The 17,490-nt window shown below is 73.3% G+C and carries 16 protein-coding genes; 11 read left to right on the forward strand and 5 right to left on the reverse strand.

Annotated features, from left to right (window positions below):
- Nucleotides 1-72: 72 nt before the first annotated feature.
- The 6 genes from DNK56_RS08635 to DNK56_RS08660 all read left to right on the forward strand — a co-directional run bounded on the left by DNK56_RS08635 (nt 73) and on the right by DNK56_RS08660 (nt 7,186).
- Nucleotides 73-1,242 (forward strand): cytochrome P450, encoded by a 1,170-nt coding sequence (locus tag DNK56_RS08635; protein ID WP_111332071.1) that lies wholly within the window; start codon nt 73-75, stop codon nt 1,240-1,242.
- A 65-nt stretch (nt 1,243-1,307) separates the two neighbouring features.
- Complete coding sequence (locus DNK56_RS08640) at nt 1,308-2,714, forward strand: preATP grasp domain-containing protein (RefSeq protein WP_111332073.1); 1,407 nt, start codon at nt 1,308-1,310, stop codon at nt 2,712-2,714.
- 15 nt (nt 2,715-2,729) lie between these two features.
- Nucleotides 2,730-3,701 (forward strand): aspartyl/asparaginyl beta-hydroxylase domain-containing protein, encoded by a 972-nt coding sequence (locus DNK56_RS08645; protein ID WP_111332075.1) that lies wholly within the window; start codon nt 2,730-2,732, stop codon nt 3,699-3,701.
- A 35-nt stretch (nt 3,702-3,736) separates the two neighbouring features.
- Nucleotides 3,737-4,888, forward strand: coding sequence for a glycine amidinotransferase (locus DNK56_RS08650; protein WP_111332077.1), 1,152 nt, complete (start codon nt 3,737-3,739; stop codon nt 4,886-4,888).
- A complete protein-coding gene (locus tag DNK56_RS08655) occupies nt 4,885-6,174 on the forward strand; it encodes an ATP-grasp domain-containing protein (protein WP_111332079.1) in 1,290 nt (429 codons plus the stop codon). The genes DNK56_RS08650 and DNK56_RS08655 overlap by 4 nt, the downstream gene beginning before the upstream one ends.
- A 7-nt stretch (nt 6,175-6,181) precedes the next feature.
- Nucleotides 6,182-7,186, forward strand: coding sequence for a hypothetical protein (locus tag DNK56_RS08660; protein WP_111332081.1), 1,005 nt, complete (start codon nt 6,182-6,184; stop codon nt 7,184-7,186).
- A gap of 17 nt (nt 7,187-7,203) precedes the next feature.
- On the opposite strand, the gene DNK56_RS08665 is transcribed toward DNK56_RS08660, so the two are convergent.
- Together DNK56_RS08665 and DNK56_RS08670 are read right to left on the reverse strand one after the other, a co-directional pair.
- Nucleotides 7,204-8,190 carry a phosphotransferase family protein gene (locus DNK56_RS08665; RefSeq protein ID WP_111332083.1) on the reverse strand — a complete coding sequence of 329 codons (987 nt, stop codon included), beginning with the start codon at nt 8,188-8,190 and terminating at the stop codon, nt 7,204-7,206.
- A gap of 543 nt (nt 8,191-8,733) precedes the next feature.
- Nucleotides 8,734-9,348, reverse strand: a complete 615-nt coding sequence (locus tag DNK56_RS08670; RefSeq protein WP_111332085.1) for a TetR family transcriptional regulator — start codon at nt 9,346-9,348, stop codon at nt 8,734-8,736.
- 177 nt (nt 9,349-9,525) lie between these two features.
- Here DNK56_RS08670 and DNK56_RS08675 point away from each other — a divergent pair, with 177 nt between their 5' ends.
- The 5 genes from DNK56_RS08675 (at nt 9,526) to DNK56_RS08695 (ending at nt 14,730) form a co-directional block, all read left to right on the forward strand.
- A complete protein-coding gene (locus DNK56_RS08675) occupies nt 9,526-10,857 on the forward strand; it encodes a glycosyltransferase family 4 protein (protein ID WP_111332087.1) in 1,332 nt (443 codons plus the stop codon).
- Nucleotides 10,858-10,926: 69 nt separating this feature from the next.
- Entirely contained in the window at nt 10,927-11,685 is a 759-nt protein-coding gene (locus DNK56_RS08680) for a class I SAM-dependent methyltransferase (protein WP_111332089.1), read from the forward strand.
- Nucleotides 11,682-12,755 (forward strand): prenyltransferase/squalene oxidase repeat-containing protein, encoded by a 1,074-nt coding sequence (locus DNK56_RS08685; RefSeq protein WP_111332091.1) that lies wholly within the window; start codon nt 11,682-11,684, stop codon nt 12,753-12,755. Before DNK56_RS08680 ends, DNK56_RS08685 begins: the two co-directional genes overlap by 4 nt.
- A 62-nt stretch (nt 12,756-12,817) precedes the next feature.
- Entirely contained in the window at nt 12,818-13,594 is a 777-nt protein-coding gene (locus DNK56_RS08690; protein ID WP_111332093.1) for a maleylpyruvate isomerase family mycothiol-dependent enzyme, read from the forward strand.
- 95 nt (nt 13,595-13,689) lie between these two features.
- Nucleotides 13,690-14,730 (forward strand): PHP domain-containing protein, encoded by a 1,041-nt coding sequence (locus DNK56_RS08695; RefSeq protein WP_111332095.1) that lies wholly within the window; start codon nt 13,690-13,692, stop codon nt 14,728-14,730.
- Nucleotides 14,731-14,796: 66 nt separating this feature from the next.
- On the opposite strand, the gene DNK56_RS08700 is transcribed toward DNK56_RS08695, so the two are convergent.
- The 3 genes from DNK56_RS08700 to DNK56_RS08710 all read right to left on the reverse strand — a co-directional run bounded on the left by DNK56_RS08700 (nt 14,797) and on the right by DNK56_RS08710 (nt 17,467).
- Nucleotides 14,797-15,573 carry a DUF5336 domain-containing protein gene (locus DNK56_RS08700; protein WP_111332097.1) on the reverse strand — a complete coding sequence of 259 codons (777 nt, stop codon included), beginning with the start codon at nt 15,571-15,573 and terminating at the stop codon, nt 14,797-14,799.
- Between the two features lie 224 nt (nt 15,574-15,797).
- On the reverse strand, nt 15,798-16,748 hold the full coding sequence (locus tag DNK56_RS08705) for an N-acetylmuramoyl-L-alanine amidase (RefSeq protein ID WP_111332099.1): 951 nt from the start codon (nt 16,746-16,748) through the stop codon (nt 15,798-15,800).
- Nucleotides 16,749-16,822: 74 nt separating this feature from the next.
- Nucleotides 16,823-17,467, reverse strand: a complete 645-nt coding sequence (locus tag DNK56_RS08710) for a class I SAM-dependent methyltransferase (protein WP_111332101.1) — start codon at nt 17,465-17,467, stop codon at nt 16,823-16,825.
- Nucleotides 17,468-17,490: the final 23 nt, after the last annotated feature.

Consider the following 17,490-nt stretch of genomic DNA (forward strand, 5'->3'; position numbering starts at 1 on the left):
CGAGAAATCCGGGGCGGGCCCGCCCGATGAGGCGGGCCCGCCCTTCCCGCCCCCGGAAGGTATGGACCCGTGATGCCGTCTGTGACCGACCGCTACGACCCCTTGGACGCGGAGATCCTGCACGACCCCTACCCGGTACTGGCCGAACTGCGTGAGCACGCACCGGTGTTCTGGCACGCGGGCATGGATTCGTGGGCTCTGGCCAGGTACGCGGACAGCGTGCGGGTGCTGCGCGACCACGAGACGTTCGCCCGCGACCCGCGGCGTACCGGGGGCGAGGTGCCGGAGCCGTCCTTGAGCGTGCAGACGCTCGACCCGCCGCAGCAGAACGCGGTGCGCTCCCTGTTCATGACCGCGCTGCGGGCCCAGGACCTGACCGGGGTCGAGGACCGTGCCCGCCTCCTGGTGGGCGAGCGGCTCGACCGGCTGGCCGGCGGGGGCCTGTTCGACGTGATGGCCGAGATCGCGGTGCCGCTGTCCGTGGCGGTCGTCGCGGATCTGCTGGGTGTCGAGCCTCCGCCGTACGGGGAGTTCGCCGCGGTGTCGGACGTGATCATGCGGAGCATGGACGGCGGCCTCAACCCCGCGCTCGTCGAACCGGGCCGTGTCGCCCGCCAGCAGCTGAGCGGCCTGGTCGACTCCTGGTTCGAAGCCTCGTCCCGCCCCGGCCTGCTGGCCCGGGTACGGCAGGCCACGGCGCCCGGCTCCGACGCGCGGACCGGGCTGTATGTGAAGAACACGGCGCGGGTGATGTTCCAGGGCGGCTACAGCACGATGGCGGCTGCCATCGGCAACGCCGTCAACACCCTCCTCACTCACCCGGGAGCCCTGGACCGGATGCGGGACCGGGCACTGCTGGCCACGGGGGTGGATGAGCTGGTGCGCTTCGACGGCCCGGTGCAGGGCACCACCCGCACGGCGGTGCGCTCCTGCCGGATCGGCGGCGTCGACATCGCGCCGGGGCAGAAGGTCGTCCCGCTGTTCGCGGCGGCCAACCGAGACCCGGCCGCCTTCACGCGGCCGGACGAACTGGTGCTGAATCGCACCCCGAACCGCCACCTCGGCTACGGGTGGGGGCCGCACTCCTGCATCGGGACGACCGTCGCCCAAGCCGGGCTGCGCGCCCTGGTCGCGGCCCTGAACAACCACCCGGCCCGGCTGGCCGCTGCCGGCGACGGCGTACGGCGCCGGACGGCGACCATGCGGGCCTTCGACACGCTGCCCGCTGTCCTCCTCCTCTGAGCACGCCCCCGCACCACGGCGATCGGCGCGCGCTGCCCGTCCGTCCACGTCTTCAGGAGTCCGCCATGCGCATCCTCATCGGCAACCACATTGATCCGTCCATCCGCGAGCGCGGCGACATGCGGGCCTGGACGCAGCGCCTGCTGTGGTTCGGCCGCCCCGGTGACCTGCTCATCCTGTGCTGCGAGCCGGACACGGCGTTCGTCGACCACGCCCTGGCCCATACCGGCGTGAAGCGCGAGGAGCTGACCGTGCTGACCGCACCGGCCGGAGCGTGGGGCGAGAGGCTGCTCGATCTCGCCTCCCTGACGGTGCCCGCGTTCGTGGAGCAGGTGCGGGCCGCGCTCGGTCCGGCCGGGGCCGGCCCGGTTAGCGAGGTGTTCGCGCTGTGGCCGTCGGCCGCCGTGGCACGGCTCGCCGAGGCCCTGGGCGTGGCCGACCGCTTCCCGGGCGCGGCCTTCTTCGGGCAGGGCGGCGGGGAGATCGGCAACAGCAAGGCGAACTTCCGGGCCCTGGCGGCGGCGGCCGGGGTGCCGATCCTGCCGGGCCGGGTCTGCCGCAGCCGCGCCGAAGCGACCGAAGCGACCGGCGCGCTGTTGGAGTGCTCCGCATCGGGGGCCGTCGTGGTCAAGCAGGCCCACAACGGGGCCGGGGTCGGCAACCAGCTGCTCGTACGCGACCCGGGGATGGCGGTGGACCATGTCGGGGCCCGGCACCTGCACCATCTGGCCCCAGGCCCGGACGGCGTCGCCGCGTACTGGGGCGAGCGGTGGCCGTGGGCGAGCGGGAACGACCGGTGGCCGGTCGTCATCGAGGAGTTCGCGCCCGGCGCCGACGCCGTGTACTCCGAGCACTACGCCGCGGACGGGGGCACCCGGGCCACCGAGACGGGCCGCCTGCTGTATGTCGGGCGGCGTCTGAGCCACCAGGTTGTGCCGCTGGACGGGGTCACCGAGCCGGTGCGGGCGGCGCTGCTGGACGGCGGGGCCCGCCTTGCCGAGGCGTACCGGGCGTTCGGCTACCGCGGGCACCTGAGCGCGGACGCCCTGGTCCTGCCCGATGGGTCTGTGGTGTTCACCGAGGTCAACGCGCAGGTCTCCGGGTCGTTGCACATCTACCAGTCGATCGCCCACGGCATCGTCGACGTCGCCGCCGCCCCGGCCCGGCAGGTGGTCGAATACCACGTCCCGCCCACCTGGGCGGTGCCCTCGTTCTCCGAGTTCCTCGCCGCGCTCGACGAGCTGGGCCTGGCGTACGACCCGGCCACCCGGACCGGGGTGATCGTGTCGATGCCCGCCATCCCCCTCGCCCCCGGGGAGCCGGTGCAGTTCGTGTTCTGCCTCGCCTACGACCCCGCCGAAGGCCACACAGCCGCGTTCGACCGGCTCGACGCACGGTTCGCGGCCGTGCCCGCCGGCACCTACGACGCCAGCCAGCACATCGGCACCGGCGCCGTGTCCTTCTCCTCCTGACCGGGAGCCTCGCCCATGACCACCACCTCGCTCACCGCGGCCACCGAGGCCGCCCAGCTCTCCCCCGTCTTCGACTCCGACCGACTGGCCGCCGAACTCAAGGCCGTCACCACCCACACCTGGAACGTGCAGCGCACCCACACCCACGGCGGGCAGGTCGGCCTGCCCGCCGCGATCGACTGGCGGGTCCTGCCCCTGCGCAGCCTCGGCGGCGACCCGGAACGCTCCGACCCGGGCGGCCCCGGGCCCCAGCCGTTCGCGCCGACGCACTGGCTCGACCAACTGCCCTACCTCGGCGAGATCCTGAACTCGGTCCCCTCCCCGCTCAACGCGGTACGGCTGATGGCGCTGGGGCCCGGCGCCGCCTCGGACCCGCACCGCGACCCCAAGTACCGGCTGGACCGGGGCATCGTGCGCCTGCACATCCCCGTCGTCACCGACCCGGGCGCCGTGCTCGTCCTGGACGGCGTCGAACACTGCTGGCAGCCGGGCACCTGCTGGTACGGCGACTTCTCCCGCGAGCACCTGGTACGCAACACCAGCCAGACGGTGACCCGCGTCCACGCCGTGATCGACGCCCTGCTCACCGCCGATCTCGCGGCCTGGTTCCCGGACGCCTGGCAGCACCTCCTCGCCCACGGCGAGGTCCTGTTCAACCGCACCGGCTCGGCCGAGGCTCCCGCCTGGCCCGGCGAGCTGCCGTACGAGGCGCTGCTGCCGTCCGGGTTCGCGGACTTCGACTCACCCGCCCCGCTGGACGGCTCCCTCATCCCCGCCCGCATCGACCATGCCGATGGTGTCCTCGCCCTGACGGTCGCCGGGCGCACCTTCGCGCTCGTCCCGGCCGGCGGCACCGGGGAGTTCCGGTTCTCCGGCTGGAGCGAGCAGCGCACCCTCCAGCCCGACAGCAACGGTCTGACCCTGCGGGTCCGCCGCGGCCGCTCCCTCGCCGACCGGCACGTGGCCGCCGCGCCCCGCGCCTCCTGACCCCGCCCGCACACCCCGAGAGAAGAGGAACGCCCATGGCCCGCCTGAACAGTCACGACGACTTCACCCCGCTCAAGGAGGTCATCGTCGGGTCCGCCGCCAACTACGTGGGACACGACCGCGACGTCAGCTTCGAGCTGTTCCACCACGAGAACCTGAAAGGCTTCCGGTCGGACTGGGCCTATCCGCGCCTGACCCGGACGTCGGCCGGCCACCGGGAGAGCTGGGCCATCAAGGAGCGGTACGCCGAGGAGCTGCACGAGGACGTGGAGGCCCTGGCCGCCGTCCTCGCCGGGCTCGGGGTCGCCGTGCACCGTCCGCTGCCGCTGCCTCCCGACGCGAAGGTCATCGCGGGCCTGGGCTGGGAGGCCGCCCCGACCCCGGCGCTGAACATCCGCGACAACACGCTGATCCTCGGCGACGAGATCATCGAGACGCCGCCCGCGATCCGCTCCCGCTACCTGGAGACCCGCCTGCTCGCCCCCGTCTTCACCCGCTACTGGGAGGCCGGCGCGCGGTGGACCACGATGCCCCGCCCCACCCTCACCGACACGTCGTTCGACCTGTCCTACGCGCGGGACACCGCGACCACCCTGGGCGGGCCGACCGAGGCCATCGACGACCCGCAGCCCAGCCCGTACGACGTCGGCGTGGAGATCATGCTGGACGGCGCGCAGGTGCTGAGGCTGGGCCGGGACCTGGTCGTCAACGTCGCCCAGGAGAACCACGCCCGTGGCGCCGAGTGGCTTCAGAGGCACCTCGGCCACGAGTACCGCGTCCACCGGGTGTGGCGGATGGCGGACAACCACATCGACAGCATGGTCCTCGCCCTGAAGCCTGGGGTGTTCCTGGCCCGGCACGACGGCATCCGGGACCTGATGCCCGAACCGCTGCGCTCGTGGCGCTACATCGTGCCGCCGGAGCCGGATGAGGGCGCGTTCCCGGTCTACGACGACTACGAGGACTTGGTCCTCACCAGCCCCTACATCGACCTCAACGTGCTCTCGGTTGACGAGCGCACGGTTCTGGTCAACCAGGAGTGCACCGGCCTGGCCAAGCTGCTGGAGGCCGAGGGCTTCGGCGTGGTGCCCGTCCGGCACCGGCATCGGCGCCTGTTCGGGGGCGGGTTCCACTGCTTCACTCTGGACACCCACCGCACCGGCGGCTTCGAGGACTACCTGTCGTGACCCTCCCGGGTGTGCTGCTACTGGACGCGGCCGGCCCCGAGGCAGGTTTCCTCGCCACGGCAGCCGCCGCCCGCGGGCACCAGGTCCACGCCGCGACCACCGCCGCGGCGTACACGGGCTACGGTCCGGAGCTGAGGGGCCTTCTGGCCGGGCGGGTCGTCACCGACTTCGACCGGCCCGGCCGGGCCCTCGACGAGATCGCCGCGTACGCCCGCCGCCACGGTGTCGGCGCCGTGCTCACCGTCAACGAATACCTGACCGGCCTCACCGCGCATCTCTGCGCCGAACTGGGGCTGCCCGGCAACGACCCCGCCTCCGCGCGGGCGGCCCGGGACAAGGCCGCCATGGCCGAGACGTTCACCATGGCCGGGGTGCGCACCCCGTACACGGTCCTCGTCCGCGACGAGGCCGGGCTGCGGGCCGCGCTGGCAGACCCACGGGTCGGCTTCCCGTGTGTCGTCAAGCCGCCGTCCGCGGCGGGTTCCGCCGGCGTCACGGTGGTGACCGGCCCGGCCGGTGCGGCCGAGGCCGCCGACACCGCCCGCGCGGCGGTCGGCATGTACGAAAGCGGCGGTGACCCGCGCATCCTGGTCCAGGCATACGCCGCAGGGACGGAGTACAGCATCGAGTCCCTTACACAAGACGGCACCACGACGCACCTCGCCGTGACCCGGAAGCAGGTGACCGGCGGCCCGAAGAGAGTCGAGACCGGTCACAGCCTCCCCGTCTGCCTGCCACCGGCCGTCGAGGCGGCCGTCTACCGGGAGACGGAGGCGGCCATCCGGGCGGCCGGAATCCGGCATGGTGCCTCGCACACCGAGGTCATCGTCGGCGAGGACGGGCGGTGCACGGTCATCGAACTCGGCGCCCGCCTCGCCGCCGGGCAGATCGGCGTCCTGATCCAGCACGCCCTGGGCATCGACGTGTGGGCGGCTCTGCTCGACATCGCCCTCGGCCGCCCGGCCGCACTCGCCCCCACCACCCGCAGGTATGCGACCGTACGATTCGTGACCAGCCCGCGCGCCGGACGGCTGACCTCGCTCTCCGGATTCCCGGCGACGGGGCCGGGCGTGCCGTTCGTCCGTCGGCGGGCAGCGATCGGGAGCACCGTCCACGAACCGGGAGCCAACGGCCACCGGCTCGGATCGTTCGTGGTCACCGGTCTGGACGCTGCCGAGGTCGAGGAGCGGGCCGACGCGCAACTACGGAGGATCCGCATCGAAGTCGAACCACACCACGGCGAACCGGGACCGGTCCCCGGCCGCTCGGCCAGGACCGGCCGATGAGCGGCCGATGAGCGGGCCCGCCACACGGGAGGCGCACGAATCCGGGGCCGGTCCGGCGATCACAGCGGCCTGCTTCCCCGCCCCTGCCCTCCTCCTGCGCACCAACGACCCGGTCGCCCAGCAGACGGTCCGGGCCTTCGCCGGCCAGCAAGCCGGGGCGGCGCGCTTCCTGGCCCGGTCCCTGGCCGCCGCTCTCCGCCCGGCCCCCGACACGCGGGCCCGGGTCGCGGCCTTCATCGCCGCGTTCGAGGCGACGGAGGACTGGCGGTACAGGGCAGCGGCCTCCAGCCCGCACAACACCGGCCGGTACAGCCCCACGTGGGCAGACCGGTTCCGGACTCCCATCACCGACGACAGCCCCAACCTCTTTCGCGTCGGTGACCACGCCCGCTTCCGGGACGGCGCGACGTGGGATCCAGCGACCCGCACCTACCAGGGGGGCACCGACACCCCGGCCAGCCGGACGATGCGACGGTTCGAGGCGCTCGCCGCCGTGAGATTTCCCCCGTCGCCGGGCGTTGACGTCGTATGCAACAGCGTCTCCCTGCCCGACGGCCGCACCGTGGACGGGACGCGGCTCCTGCGCGGTGCCGCCGCCCACCGGGCCGCGGCCGAAATGGCCGGCCGGATCTCAGCACGAGGCGGGGACACGTCCCGTATCGCCACCAGCGGACATCTGATCTATACCGCCAGCGCACCGGAAACAGAACGCCACGCGGTCTTCCACCACGCCATGACCCTGCTCGCCCGCGACCACACCACCCCGGCCGACACGCTGACCGCATGGCTCCAGGCCGCCTACCTCCTCTACCAGGCCCCCCGCAGAAAGCGAGGCGCCGACGCGACGATCCGCACCTTCCTCGTCGCAGCGGGCACCCTCCTGCTGTCCAGCCCACCCGCGCTGCCACACGACATCGACCTGCGCGCCTATACCCGGACACACGATCTGTTCGTCACCGAACTACGGGCCGCCCAGAGCATCGGTACAACCTCCGCCGGACGGCGGATCTGAATCTGCACACCAACCGGTCAGGCCAGAGCGGCAAGCACTCCGGCCAGCGTGTCGTAACTCTCGCGGACCGCGTCCGCCTTGCCCAGCCGGTGCCGCTCAAGCCGGATCGCGGCCAGGTGCCGGGCCTCGTAGATCCCCGCGCGCCACACAGCGGCGGGCGAGCGGTCCACAGCGCCGTAGGTCTCCCAGAACGCGGTCCGCTCGTCCTGCTTGGCTGTCGCCATGCGAATGGTCCAGTCGGCCGCCGGGTCACCGAACCACGCACGGTCGAAATCCAGCACTCCGGTGATCACCGGTTCGGGAGCCTTCGGGTCCAACAGGGCGTTGACGGTCCACAGATCGCCGGTCAGCAGCCTCGGCTCGGTGACCTCGTCGAGCGCGGCCCGCCCGTGCGCGGCCACCGCGGCGACCTTCCGTACGTCACCCGCGTCCAGACCGGCACCGTCCAGGTCTGCGGCGATCTCCTCCAGCGACGCGATCACTGCCTCGCTCCACGTCCCGTGTCCCGGACCGCCGACGGGCCCGAAGTGCGGACCGCGCACGTGATGCACGGAACGGGCGATGGCACCCATCTGCCCGAAGAACGCCGACCACTGCGTACGCGGATACGCCCCCAACCGCTCCGGCGCCGGAACGCCGTCCAGGCACGTCTGGATCATCCAGTCCCGGCCGATCACCTCGTGCGACCAGTCCGCGGCCAGGACCCGCGGCATCAGCGGCGCGATCACCGCCAGCCAGGGCTGGGCCGCGTACTCGTTCCGCATCAGGTGGCGCTCGCTGCGGAACTGGCGGCCCTCCTCCGGCGCGACCCGCAGGATCACCGGCTCCGCCCGCCCGGCCAGGGCCACGCAGTAGACGTTGTTGTACATCCCCGTGCCCAGCTCGACCGCGGAGACAGGCACAGCCTCGGGGCCGAAGGCCCGGCGGCAGATCTCCGCAATCTCCTGGGCGGTCACTGACTGTTGGAACGCCTCCGAGGCGCGCTCAACCGGCTGAAAATCCATACCGCTCAGGATGCCCCGCCCGACAGCCGCTCGTCACATCCACCGCGTGCGGCGACACGGCGGAAACACCCGCCCTGACATAGCCTCGGCTGCTGCCGCGCTTCCACTGGGCCAGTCCACCGCGCCGGAGTACTTCACCCTGAACAGTGACGAGACGGGCTGGTTAAGGACATCTGGTCCGCGCTGCATCGGGCCGACGAGCGGGCCGTCGCCGAGGTCGCCGCCCGGCTCGCCCGGGCGAAGGACCGCACGCGGCGGCTGGACGTGCTGGTCTTCACCGACCCGACCAGCTACGACATCACGCGAGACGACAGCACGGCCCGCCCGCGCATCGCGTCGAGCGCGCCCACCTGCGCCCGCACAACCCCGCGGCTCGTCGCGAGGATCCAGAACACCGAGTGCCCGCTGAGCCCAGCGATCAGAGGGGCCCCGCTGCCGCCTTCTTGCGGCCCCAGTGCCGTGCGTCGGCAAGTACGAGAAGCTGTGGCGCCGGACCGGCAGCACACCCATCAACCGGACGATCCAGACCAGAGCGGGTGAAAGTCACCGGCATCCCACGTCGGGGGCCGGCGGGCCGATCAGCCGGCAGGCCGTCTCGATGTCGGCGCGCACCTGCGCGGCGGAGGCCCGGCCGGACAGCCAGGCGATCAGCGCCGAGTGCCAGGTGTGCTCGATCACCCGCACGGCGCAGAGCTGCCGCGGCGTCGGGTGGCCGGTGTCCATGGCGTCCAGGATGATCGCGGTGGTGAGCCGCGAAACGGCGTCCACCTCGGGGCGCACGCCCCGGTCCGCGAACGTCAGCGCGCGCACCATCGCGTCCGCGAGCTGCGGTTCGCGCCGCAGCGCGCCGAAGGCCCGCAGCAGGGTGCCCGCCACCCGCGCCGCCGGGTCGTCCCCGGCCGGCGGGTGGTCGCGCAGATCGGTGCGCAGCCGCTGCAGCCGGTCCCGCAGCGTGGCGACGAGGAGGTGCACCTTGGACGGGAAGTACCGGTACAGGGTGCCGAGGGCGACCTCGGCGGCCACCGCGACCTCGCGCATCTGGACGGCCTCGAAGCCGCCCTCGCCGGCCAGGGCGGCGGTGGCCCGGAGGATGCGGCGGCGCCGGGCCTCCTGGCGTTCCGTCAGGGGCGGCGATACCGGCCGGGCTTCCGCTGTCATGTGTCCCATCCCGCAGCCGGGGCGTGTGCCGTGGCGTGAATCACCTGATCCGGCCGTTGCACCGACGCTACCGACCGGTAGATTCGTAGTCCATTGAACCATCCAGTCTGAAACTTGTTCTAGATTAGCCACGGCGGTTACGCTCCGGCGAACAGAGCAGTGAGAAGGGGGCCGAGTGTGACCGCTGAGGCCGTGGAGTCGGGTCCCCGTACGGGCGTCGCCGCGTCGGGCACGGACCCCGGCGACCGGCCGCTGCGCATCGCGCTCCTCACCTACAAGGGCAACCCCTTCTGCGGCGGCCAGGGCGTCTACGTACGCCACCTCGCCCGGGAACTCGCCCGCCTCGGCCACAGCGTCGAGGTCATCGGCGCCCAGCCCTACCCGGTGCTCGACGAGGGCGTCCCGCTCACCGAACTCCCCAGCCTCGACCTCTACCGGCAGCCCGACCCGTTCCGCACCCCCGGGCGCGACGAGTACCGGGACTGGATCGACGCCGCCGAGGTCGCCACGATGTGGACCGGCGGCTTCCCCGAACCGCTCACCTTCAGCCTGCGGGCCCGGCGCCACCTCGCCGCCCGGCGCGGCGAGTTCGATGTCGTCCACGACAACCAGACCCTGGGCTACGGGCTCCTCGCCGACCTCGGCGCCCCCCTCGTCACCACGATCCACCACCCCATCACCGTCGACCGGCAGCTCGACCTGGCCGCCGCCACGACCCGGCGCCGCCGCGCCTCCGTACGTCGCTGGTACGCGTTCACCCGCATGCAGAAGCGGGTCGCCCGGCGGCTGCCCTCCGTGCTCACCGTCTCCGGCTCCTCCAAGCAGGAGATCGTGGAGCACCTCGGCGTGGACCCGCGCCGCATCCGGGTCGTCCACATCGGCGCCGACACCGATCTGTGGTCGCCCGACCCCGCGGTCGCCGAGGTCCCCGGCCGGATCGTCACCACCTCCAGCGCCGACGTTCCGCTCAAGGGCCTTGTCCACCTCGTGGAGGCCCTCGCCAAGCTGCGGACCGGTAACCCCGCCGCCCACCTCGTCGTCGTCGGCAAGCGCGCCGAGGACGGGCCCGTCGCCCGCGCCATCGAACGGCACGGCCTCGCGGACGCCGTCGAGTTCGTCAAGGGCATCAGCGACACCGAGCTGGTCGACCTGGTGCGCGGCGCCCAGATCGCCTGCGTCCCCTCCCTGTACGAGGGCTTCTCGCTGCCCGCCGCCGAGGCCATGGCCACCGGCACCCCGCTCGTCGCCACCACCGGCGGCGCCATCCCGGAGGTCACCGGCCCCGACGGCGAAACCTGCCTCGCGGTCCCGCCCGGCGACGCCGGCGCCCTCGCCGACGCGCTGGGCCGGCTGCTCGGCGACGCGGAGCTGCGCGCCCGGCTCGGGGCCGCCGGACGCGCCCGGGTGCTCGCCCGGTTCACCTGGAAGCAGGCCGCGATCGGCACCGTCGACCTCTACCGGCAGGCCATCGCCGCCCGCGCCGCCACCGGCCCCGGCGGCCGGCGATGACCCCGACCCGCCCCTGACCCCGCCCCCGACCGCTCCCGCCTCCACCCCCGACCGCGAAAGCAGGCATTCGTGCTGACCGTGGACTTCACCCGCTTCCCGCTCGCCGCCGGCGACCGCGTGCTCGACCTGGGGTGCGGCGCCGGACGCCACGCCTTCGAGTGCTACCGGCGCGGCGCCCGGGTGGTGGCCCTCGACCGCAACGGTGAGGAGATCCGCGAGGTCGCGAAGTGGTTCGCCGCGATGAAGGAGGCCGGGGAGGCCCCCGAGGGCGCCACCGCCACCGCGATGGAGGGCGACGCGCTGAACCTGCCCTTCCCCGACGAGTCCTTCGACGTCGTCATCATCTCCGAGGTCATGGAGCACATCCCCGACGACAAGGGCGTGCTCGCCGAGATGGTCCGCGTCCTGCGGCCCGGCGGCCGGATCGCCGTCACCGTCCCGCGCTACGGCCCCGAGAGGGTCTGCTGGGCGCTCTCCGACGCGTACCACGAGGTCGAGGGCGGGCACATCCGCATCTACAAGGCCGACGAACTGCTCGGCAAGATGCGCGGAGCCGGACTCAAGCCGTACGGCACCCACCACGCGCACGCCCTGCACGCCCCTTACTGGTGGCTCAAGTGCGCGTTCGGCGTCGACAACGACAAGGCGCTGCCGGTGAAGGCGTACCACAAGCTCCTGGTCTGGGACATCATGAAGAAGCCGGCCCTGACCCGGGTCGCCGAGCAGCTGCTCAACCCGGTCGTCGGCAAGAGCTTCGTGGCCTACGCGACCAAGCCGCACCTCCCCGTCAGCGCGGCGGAGGCCGCAGTCGCCGGGGCCGAGGCGTGAGCCTTCCCGAACGGACCGAACACCTCGTCCTGCCCGGCGTCCTCACCGCCGAGCAGGCCGCCGAGACCGTCGCCGCACTGCGCGCCCTCCAGCGCCCGGACGGCGCCATCCCCTGGTTCCGCGGCCACCACCTCGACCCGTGGGACCACACCGAGGCCGCCATGGCCCTGGACGCGGCCGGCGAGCACACCGCCGCGGCCCGCGCCTACGAGTGGCTGGCCCGCCACCAGAACGGCGACGGCTCCTGGTACGCCGCCTACCACGACGGCGACCCCGGGCAGCCGACCGACCGGGGCCGCGAGACCAACTTCTGCGCCTACGTGGCCGTCGGCGTCTGGCACCACTACCTCGCCACCGGCGACGACGCCTTCGCGGACCGCATGTGGCCCACGGTCTACGCCGCCGTCGAGTTCGTGCTGCGCCTCCAGCAGCCCGGCGGCCAGATCGGCTGGAAGCGCGAGGCGGACGGCACGGCCGTGACGGACGCGCTGCTCACCGGCTCCTCCTCCATCCACCAGGCCCTGCGCTGCGCCCTCGCCCTCGCCGAACGCCGCGAGGAGCCCCAGCCCGACTGGGAGCTGGCGACCGGGGCCCTGGGCCACGCCATCCGCAGCCACCCCGAACGCTTCCTCGACAAGAGCCGCTACTCGATGGACTGGTACTACCCGGTCCTCGGCGGCGCCGTCACCGGGGCCGCGGCCAAGGAGCGCATCGAGGAGGGCTGGGACGACTTCGTCGTGCCGGACCTCGGGGTGCGCTGCGTACTGCCCAACCCGTGGGTCACCGGCGGCGAGAGCTGCGAACTCGCCCTGGCCCTGTGGGTGATGGGCGAGTCCGACCGGGCGCTGGAGATCCTCCAGTCCATCCAGCACCTGCGGGCCGAAGGCGGCCTGTACTGGACGGGTTACGTCTTCGAGGGCGACAAGGCGTTCTGGCCCGAGGAGCACACCTCCTGGACGGCCGGTTCCCTGCTCCTCGCGGTGGCGGCGCTCGGCGGCGACGAGGCCACGACCGCCGTCTTCGGCGGCGACCGGCTGCCGAGCGGCCTGGAACCGGACTGCTGCGCCTGAACGGCGCACGGCGGCCGGATATCCGCATGTGGAGCCGGGTGCGGTCGCACTAGGGTGCGGGCATGGGTCTTCTGACGCACGAGCGTTACTGCGATGAAATCGTCCGGCTGACCGAGGAGTTGAGAGCGGCACTGCGGGGCGCCGACCTCACCGCGACCGTACCGACCTGCCCCGACTGGACCCTGCGCGAACTCGCCGAGCACGTGGGCCGCGCCCACCGCTGGGCCGGTGAGATCGTCCGCACCCGCTCCGCCGAGGCGGTGCCGGAGGACAAGGTGCCGGACAGCAGCCCCGCCGACGACGACCCCGCCACCCTCGACGCCTGGCTGGCCGCCGGGGCGGCCGGGACAGCCGCCGCGCTGCGCGAGGCCGGGCCGGACACCGAGGTGTGGACCTGGGCCTGGGAGCGGAGGGCCGGCTTCTGGGCGCGCCGCATGACCCTCGAAACCGTCGTCCACCTCGCCGACGCGGCCCTCACCGCGAACGTCCCCTACACGATGACGCCCGAGCTGGCCGCCGACACGATCGACGAGTGGCTGCAGATCGTGGTCTTCGCGCAGGCCGACGGCGACCGCGATGTCGCCGAGCTGCGCGGGGCCGCGCGCTCCCTGCACCTGCACGCCACCGACGTACCCGACGCCGAGTGGCTGATCGAGATCGGCGAGGACGGGGTGACCTGGCGGCGGGCGCACGCGAAGGCGGACGTGGCACTGCGCGGGCCGCTCACCGACCTGATGCTGGTCTTCAACCGCCGCCTCGCCCCCGACAGCGACCGGGTGGAGGTCCTGGGCGACGCCGCGCTGCTGGACTTCTGGCTGGCCCGCACCACCTTCGGCTGAGCCGCGCGGCCCGGCCCCCGGTGTGCGGGCCGGGCCGGTCCGGGCCAAGCTGGACGGGCGGCCGACCAACCGTTCCGGCCGCCCCGGAGGTGCCGATGGACCCGGTCACGGCCCTGGAACGGATCGCCTTCCTGCTGGAACGCGGCAGGGCGGTCACCTACCGCGTCCAGGCGTTCCGCACCGCCGCACGCACCGTCGCCGCGATGGACGACGGCGAGCCGGCCCGCCGTGTCGCGGACGGCTCGCTGGAACGGGTCAAGGGCATCGGCCCCCGCACCGCCCAGGTCGTCCGGGAGGCGCTGGCCGGGCAGACCCCCGGCTACCTGGACCGGCTGGAGTCCGAGGCGGCGAGCGCCGGGCCCCTCGCGCAGGGCGGCGAGCACCTGCTGTCGCTGCTGCGCGGCGACTGCCACACGCACTCCGACTGGTCGGACGGCGGCAGCCCCATCGAGGAGATGGGCCGCGCGGCGGCGGAACTGGGCCACGACTGGACGGTCCTCACCGACCACTCGCCCCGCCTCACCGTCGCCGACGGCCTCTCGCCCGAGCGGCTGCGCCGGCAACTCGACGAGGTCGCCGCACTCAACGAGCGCTGGGCGCCGTTCAGGCTGCTCACCGGCATCGAGTGCGACATCCACCGGGACGGTTCCCTCGACCAGGAAATGGACCTCCTGGAACAGGTGGACCTCGTCGTCGTGTCCGTCCACTCCGAACTCCGCATGGACGCCGCCCCGATGACCCGCCGGATGGTCGCCGCCGTACGCCATCCGCAGGCGAACGTCCTCGGCCACTGCACCGGACGCCTCGTCACCGGAAAGGGCCGCCCCGAATCCGCGTTCGACGCCGACGAGGTCTTCGCCGCCTGCGCCGACGCGGGCACCGCCGTCGAGATCAACAGCAGGCCCGAACGGCTCGACCCGCCCCGCCGGCTGCTGCGCCGGGCCGTGGCGGCGGGCACCCTGTTCGCCGTGGACACCGACGCGCACGCGCCGGGCCAGCTCGACTGGCAGGCGTACGGCTGTGCCCGCGCCGAGGAGTGCGGCGTACCGCCGGAGCGCGTGGTCACCACCTGGTCCGCCGGTGAACTGCTGCGCTGGACCCGGACGGGCCAGATCCCGGAACGGGCGGCCGGCTGAACCGCTAACGGCAGCGGCCCCCGCCCGGAAAGGGCGGGGGCCACTGCCGTTAGCGGACGGGGGGTGTCAGCCGCGCTGGATGCCCGAGGTGTCCTGGAGGACGCCGCGACGGCCGTCCTGCGTCTGGGCGATCAGCGCCGAACCGCGCTGCTCGACCGCGAGGTACCAGGTGCCCGGCGCCAGTTCGGCGATCGGGGCCTGCGAACCGTCCTCGTTGTACAGCGGACGGGCCACCGGCACCGCGAACCAGAACGCGGTGAACTCACCGGACTGCCCGCCGGCCGCCGGGGCCTGCGGCGCCGGAGCCTTCTGCGCGTCGGGCTGACCCGGCTGCTGCGCACCGTACGGCTGCGGCTGGCCCTGCCGGCCGCCGAACGCCGGCTGCGGACCACCGGGGTAGCCGTAGCCCTGGCCGGGCTGCGCGCCGTACGGCGGCTGCACGGCCTGCGGGTTCGGGGCGCCCGCGAGCGGGGCCTTGAGCGCCGGAACCAGCGGCGACGCGACCGCGCCCGCGGCCAGCGCCAGCGAGGCGATGAAGCCGAGGATCAGGCCGGCGCCCGCGTCGATCTGGCCGAGGTCGATGATCGTCCAGAACATGTTCCACGCGGTGAAGACCGTGGCGGCGACGCCGAACTGGGCGAGGTCGAGACCCACGATCTTGCGCGGCTGGGGCTGCGAGCGGGAGAGCACGATCAGTGCTGCGCCGATCACCCCGACCATGTAGACGCCGATGCCGTTGCCCAGGGAGTCCCAGGAGTTGGGGGCGTCGACGTTGCTGCTTCCGTAGTCGAAGTAGTCGAGGAACGAGGCGATGAACAGCACGACCGCTGCTCCGATCACCACGCCATCGCCTCGAGTGAGGGAGCGGATATTCACGTGAAGGTCCTTAGTCGGTCGTCTCGTCGGGGGCGGTCGTCGTCGCCGCCGGATACGCGGCTGGCACGGCTCGAAGCTCGGGAACGGCTCCCCATCGTACGGGTGAATGTATCGTCTGCTCGTGCGGGTCGCGTTGCTGCCCGCCGGGTGCGCGGACATCCTCCCGAATTCATCGCAGAATCACCCCTTGCCTACCCCTTGAGGTAGCTGCTGATCCCGTCCGCGATGCCCCAGGCGGCCTTCTGGCGCCAACCCGCGTCGGTGAGCAGGGCGGCATCCTTGGGATCACGCATATTGCCGCATTCGATGAACACTTTGGGCACGGTCGACAAATTAAGTCCGCCGAGATCCTTGCGAACGTCCAAACCGGTTTTGCCGCCGACATAATTGGAAGGAGAACTTCCGGTACTGCGTACGAACAGACCCGCGATTCGGGTCCCGAGGTCGCGCGAGGGCTCGACGATCTTCGACGTGTCCGCGCCCCCGCCGCGCACCGCCGCCGGGAGGATCACATGGAAGCCCCGGTTGCCCGCGGCCGACCCGTCCGCGTGGATCGAGACCACCGCGTCCGCGTGCTCCCGGTTGCCGATCCGCGCCCGCTCGTCCACACAGGGCCCGAACGCCCGGTCGCGGTCGTACGTCAGGACCACCTCGGCGCCCTCGGCGCGCAGCAGCTTCCGCAGCCGGTGCGCCACGTCCAGCGTGAACTCCGCCTCGGCGTAACCCCCGTTGGTGGCGGTCCCGGTGGTGTCGCACGCCTTGTGCCCGGTGCCGATGTCCACCTGGCGGTTGATCTCGGCGGTGTGCAGGTGGTTCGTCGGGTTGTGGCCGGGGTCGATGACCACCGTCTTCCCGGACAGCGGCCCGGTGGGGGCGGCCGGGGTCCTCGACGCGGACGCCGAGGGGGATGCGGTCCTCGACGGCGACTTCACCGGCGTCGGCACGGCCGACGACGGGGCCGACGACGGGGCCGGGGCGGAGGGCGCGGGCGTGGCGGCCCCGGTGGCAGTCGGCCCGGCCTGCCCCCGCACGGGGCCGTCCCCGTCGCCGCAGCCGGCCAGGCCCAGGCACAGCAGGGCAGCGGCGGCGGCGAGCCGGAGCGGCCGGCGCGGGGTGGCGGGAAGGCTCTCGTCGTGACGCACCCGGCGATGCTACCGGCCGGGCCCGCCGCTGTCCGGGCCGTCCGCGGACCGGCCGCCGCGCCCGGCGGCGGCCCTCAGACGCCGGGACCGGTACGGCGCAGCACCCGCAGCGAGTCCGTGACGGAGACCTCCGTGAACGCCCCCGACTCCAACGCCCGCAGATACACCCGGTACGGGGCCTGGCCGCCGTGCGCCGGGTCCGGGAACACGTCGTGGATCACCAGCAGCCCGCCCTCCACGACGTGCGGCGCCCAGCCCTCGTAGTCGCCGGCCGCGTGCTCGTCGGTGTGGCCGCCGTCGATGAAGACGAAGCCGAGCGGGCCCGCCCACACCGCCGCCACCTGCGGTGACCGTCCCACCAGCGCCACCACGTGGTCCTCCAGGCCCGCCGCGTGCAGCGTCCTGCGGAAGGTGGGCAGGGTGTCCATCCGGCCCACCTCCGGGTCCACCACGGTCGGGTCGTGGTACTCCCAGCCGGGCTGCTGCTCCTCGCTGCCCCGGTGGTGGTCCACGGTGAGCGCGGTCACCCCGGCCGCCCGCGCCGCGTCGGCGATCAGGATCGTGGAGCGCCCGCAGTAGGTGCCGACCTCCAGCAGCGGCAGGCCGAGCGCGGCGGCCGCGGTCGCGGCCTCGTACAGGGCGAGCCCCTCGACCACCGGCATGAAGCCCTTGGCGGCCTGGAAGGCGGCGAGAATCTCCGGCTCGGGCTCGGCGGCCACGGTGTTCCTCCTGGTGGGCGGTG

It is taken from the genome of Streptomyces sp. AC1-42W, assembly GCF_003248355.1.
Taxonomy (GTDB): Bacteria; Actinomycetota; Actinomycetes; order Streptomycetales; family Streptomycetaceae; genus Streptomyces.

What these genes read in the sequence shown, in the direction of transcription:
- DNK56_RS08635 (WP_111332071.1), top strand. Translation starts at nt 73, where the DNA reads ATGCCGTCTGTGACCGACCGCTACGACCCCTTGGACGCGGAGATCCTG.
- DNK56_RS08640 (WP_111332073.1), top strand. Translation starts at nt 1,308, where the DNA reads ATGCGCATCCTCATCGGCAACCACATTGATCCGTCCATCCGCGAGCGC.
- DNK56_RS08645 (WP_111332075.1), top strand. Translation starts at nt 2,730, where the DNA reads ATGACCACCACCTCGCTCACCGCGGCCACCGAGGCCGCCCAGCTCTCC.
- DNK56_RS08650 (WP_111332077.1), top strand. Translation starts at nt 3,737, where the DNA reads ATGGCCCGCCTGAACAGTCACGACGACTTCACCCCGCTCAAGGAGGTC.
- DNK56_RS08660 (WP_111332081.1), top strand. Translation starts at nt 6,182, where the DNA reads ATGAGCGGGCCCGCCACACGGGAGGCGCACGAATCCGGGGCCGGTCCG.
- DNK56_RS08665 (WP_111332083.1), bottom strand. Translation starts at nt 8,190, where the DNA reads ATGGATTTTCAGCCGGTTGAGCGCGCCTCGGAGGCGTTCCAACAGTCA.
- DNK56_RS08670 (WP_111332085.1), bottom strand. Translation starts at nt 9,348, where the DNA reads ATGACAGCGGAAGCCCGGCCGGTATCGCCGCCCCTGACGGAACGCCAG.
- DNK56_RS08690 (WP_111332093.1), top strand. Translation starts at nt 12,818, where the DNA reads ATGGGTCTTCTGACGCACGAGCGTTACTGCGATGAAATCGTCCGGCTG.
- DNK56_RS08695 (WP_111332095.1), top strand. Translation starts at nt 13,690, where the DNA reads ATGGACCCGGTCACGGCCCTGGAACGGATCGCCTTCCTGCTGGAACGC.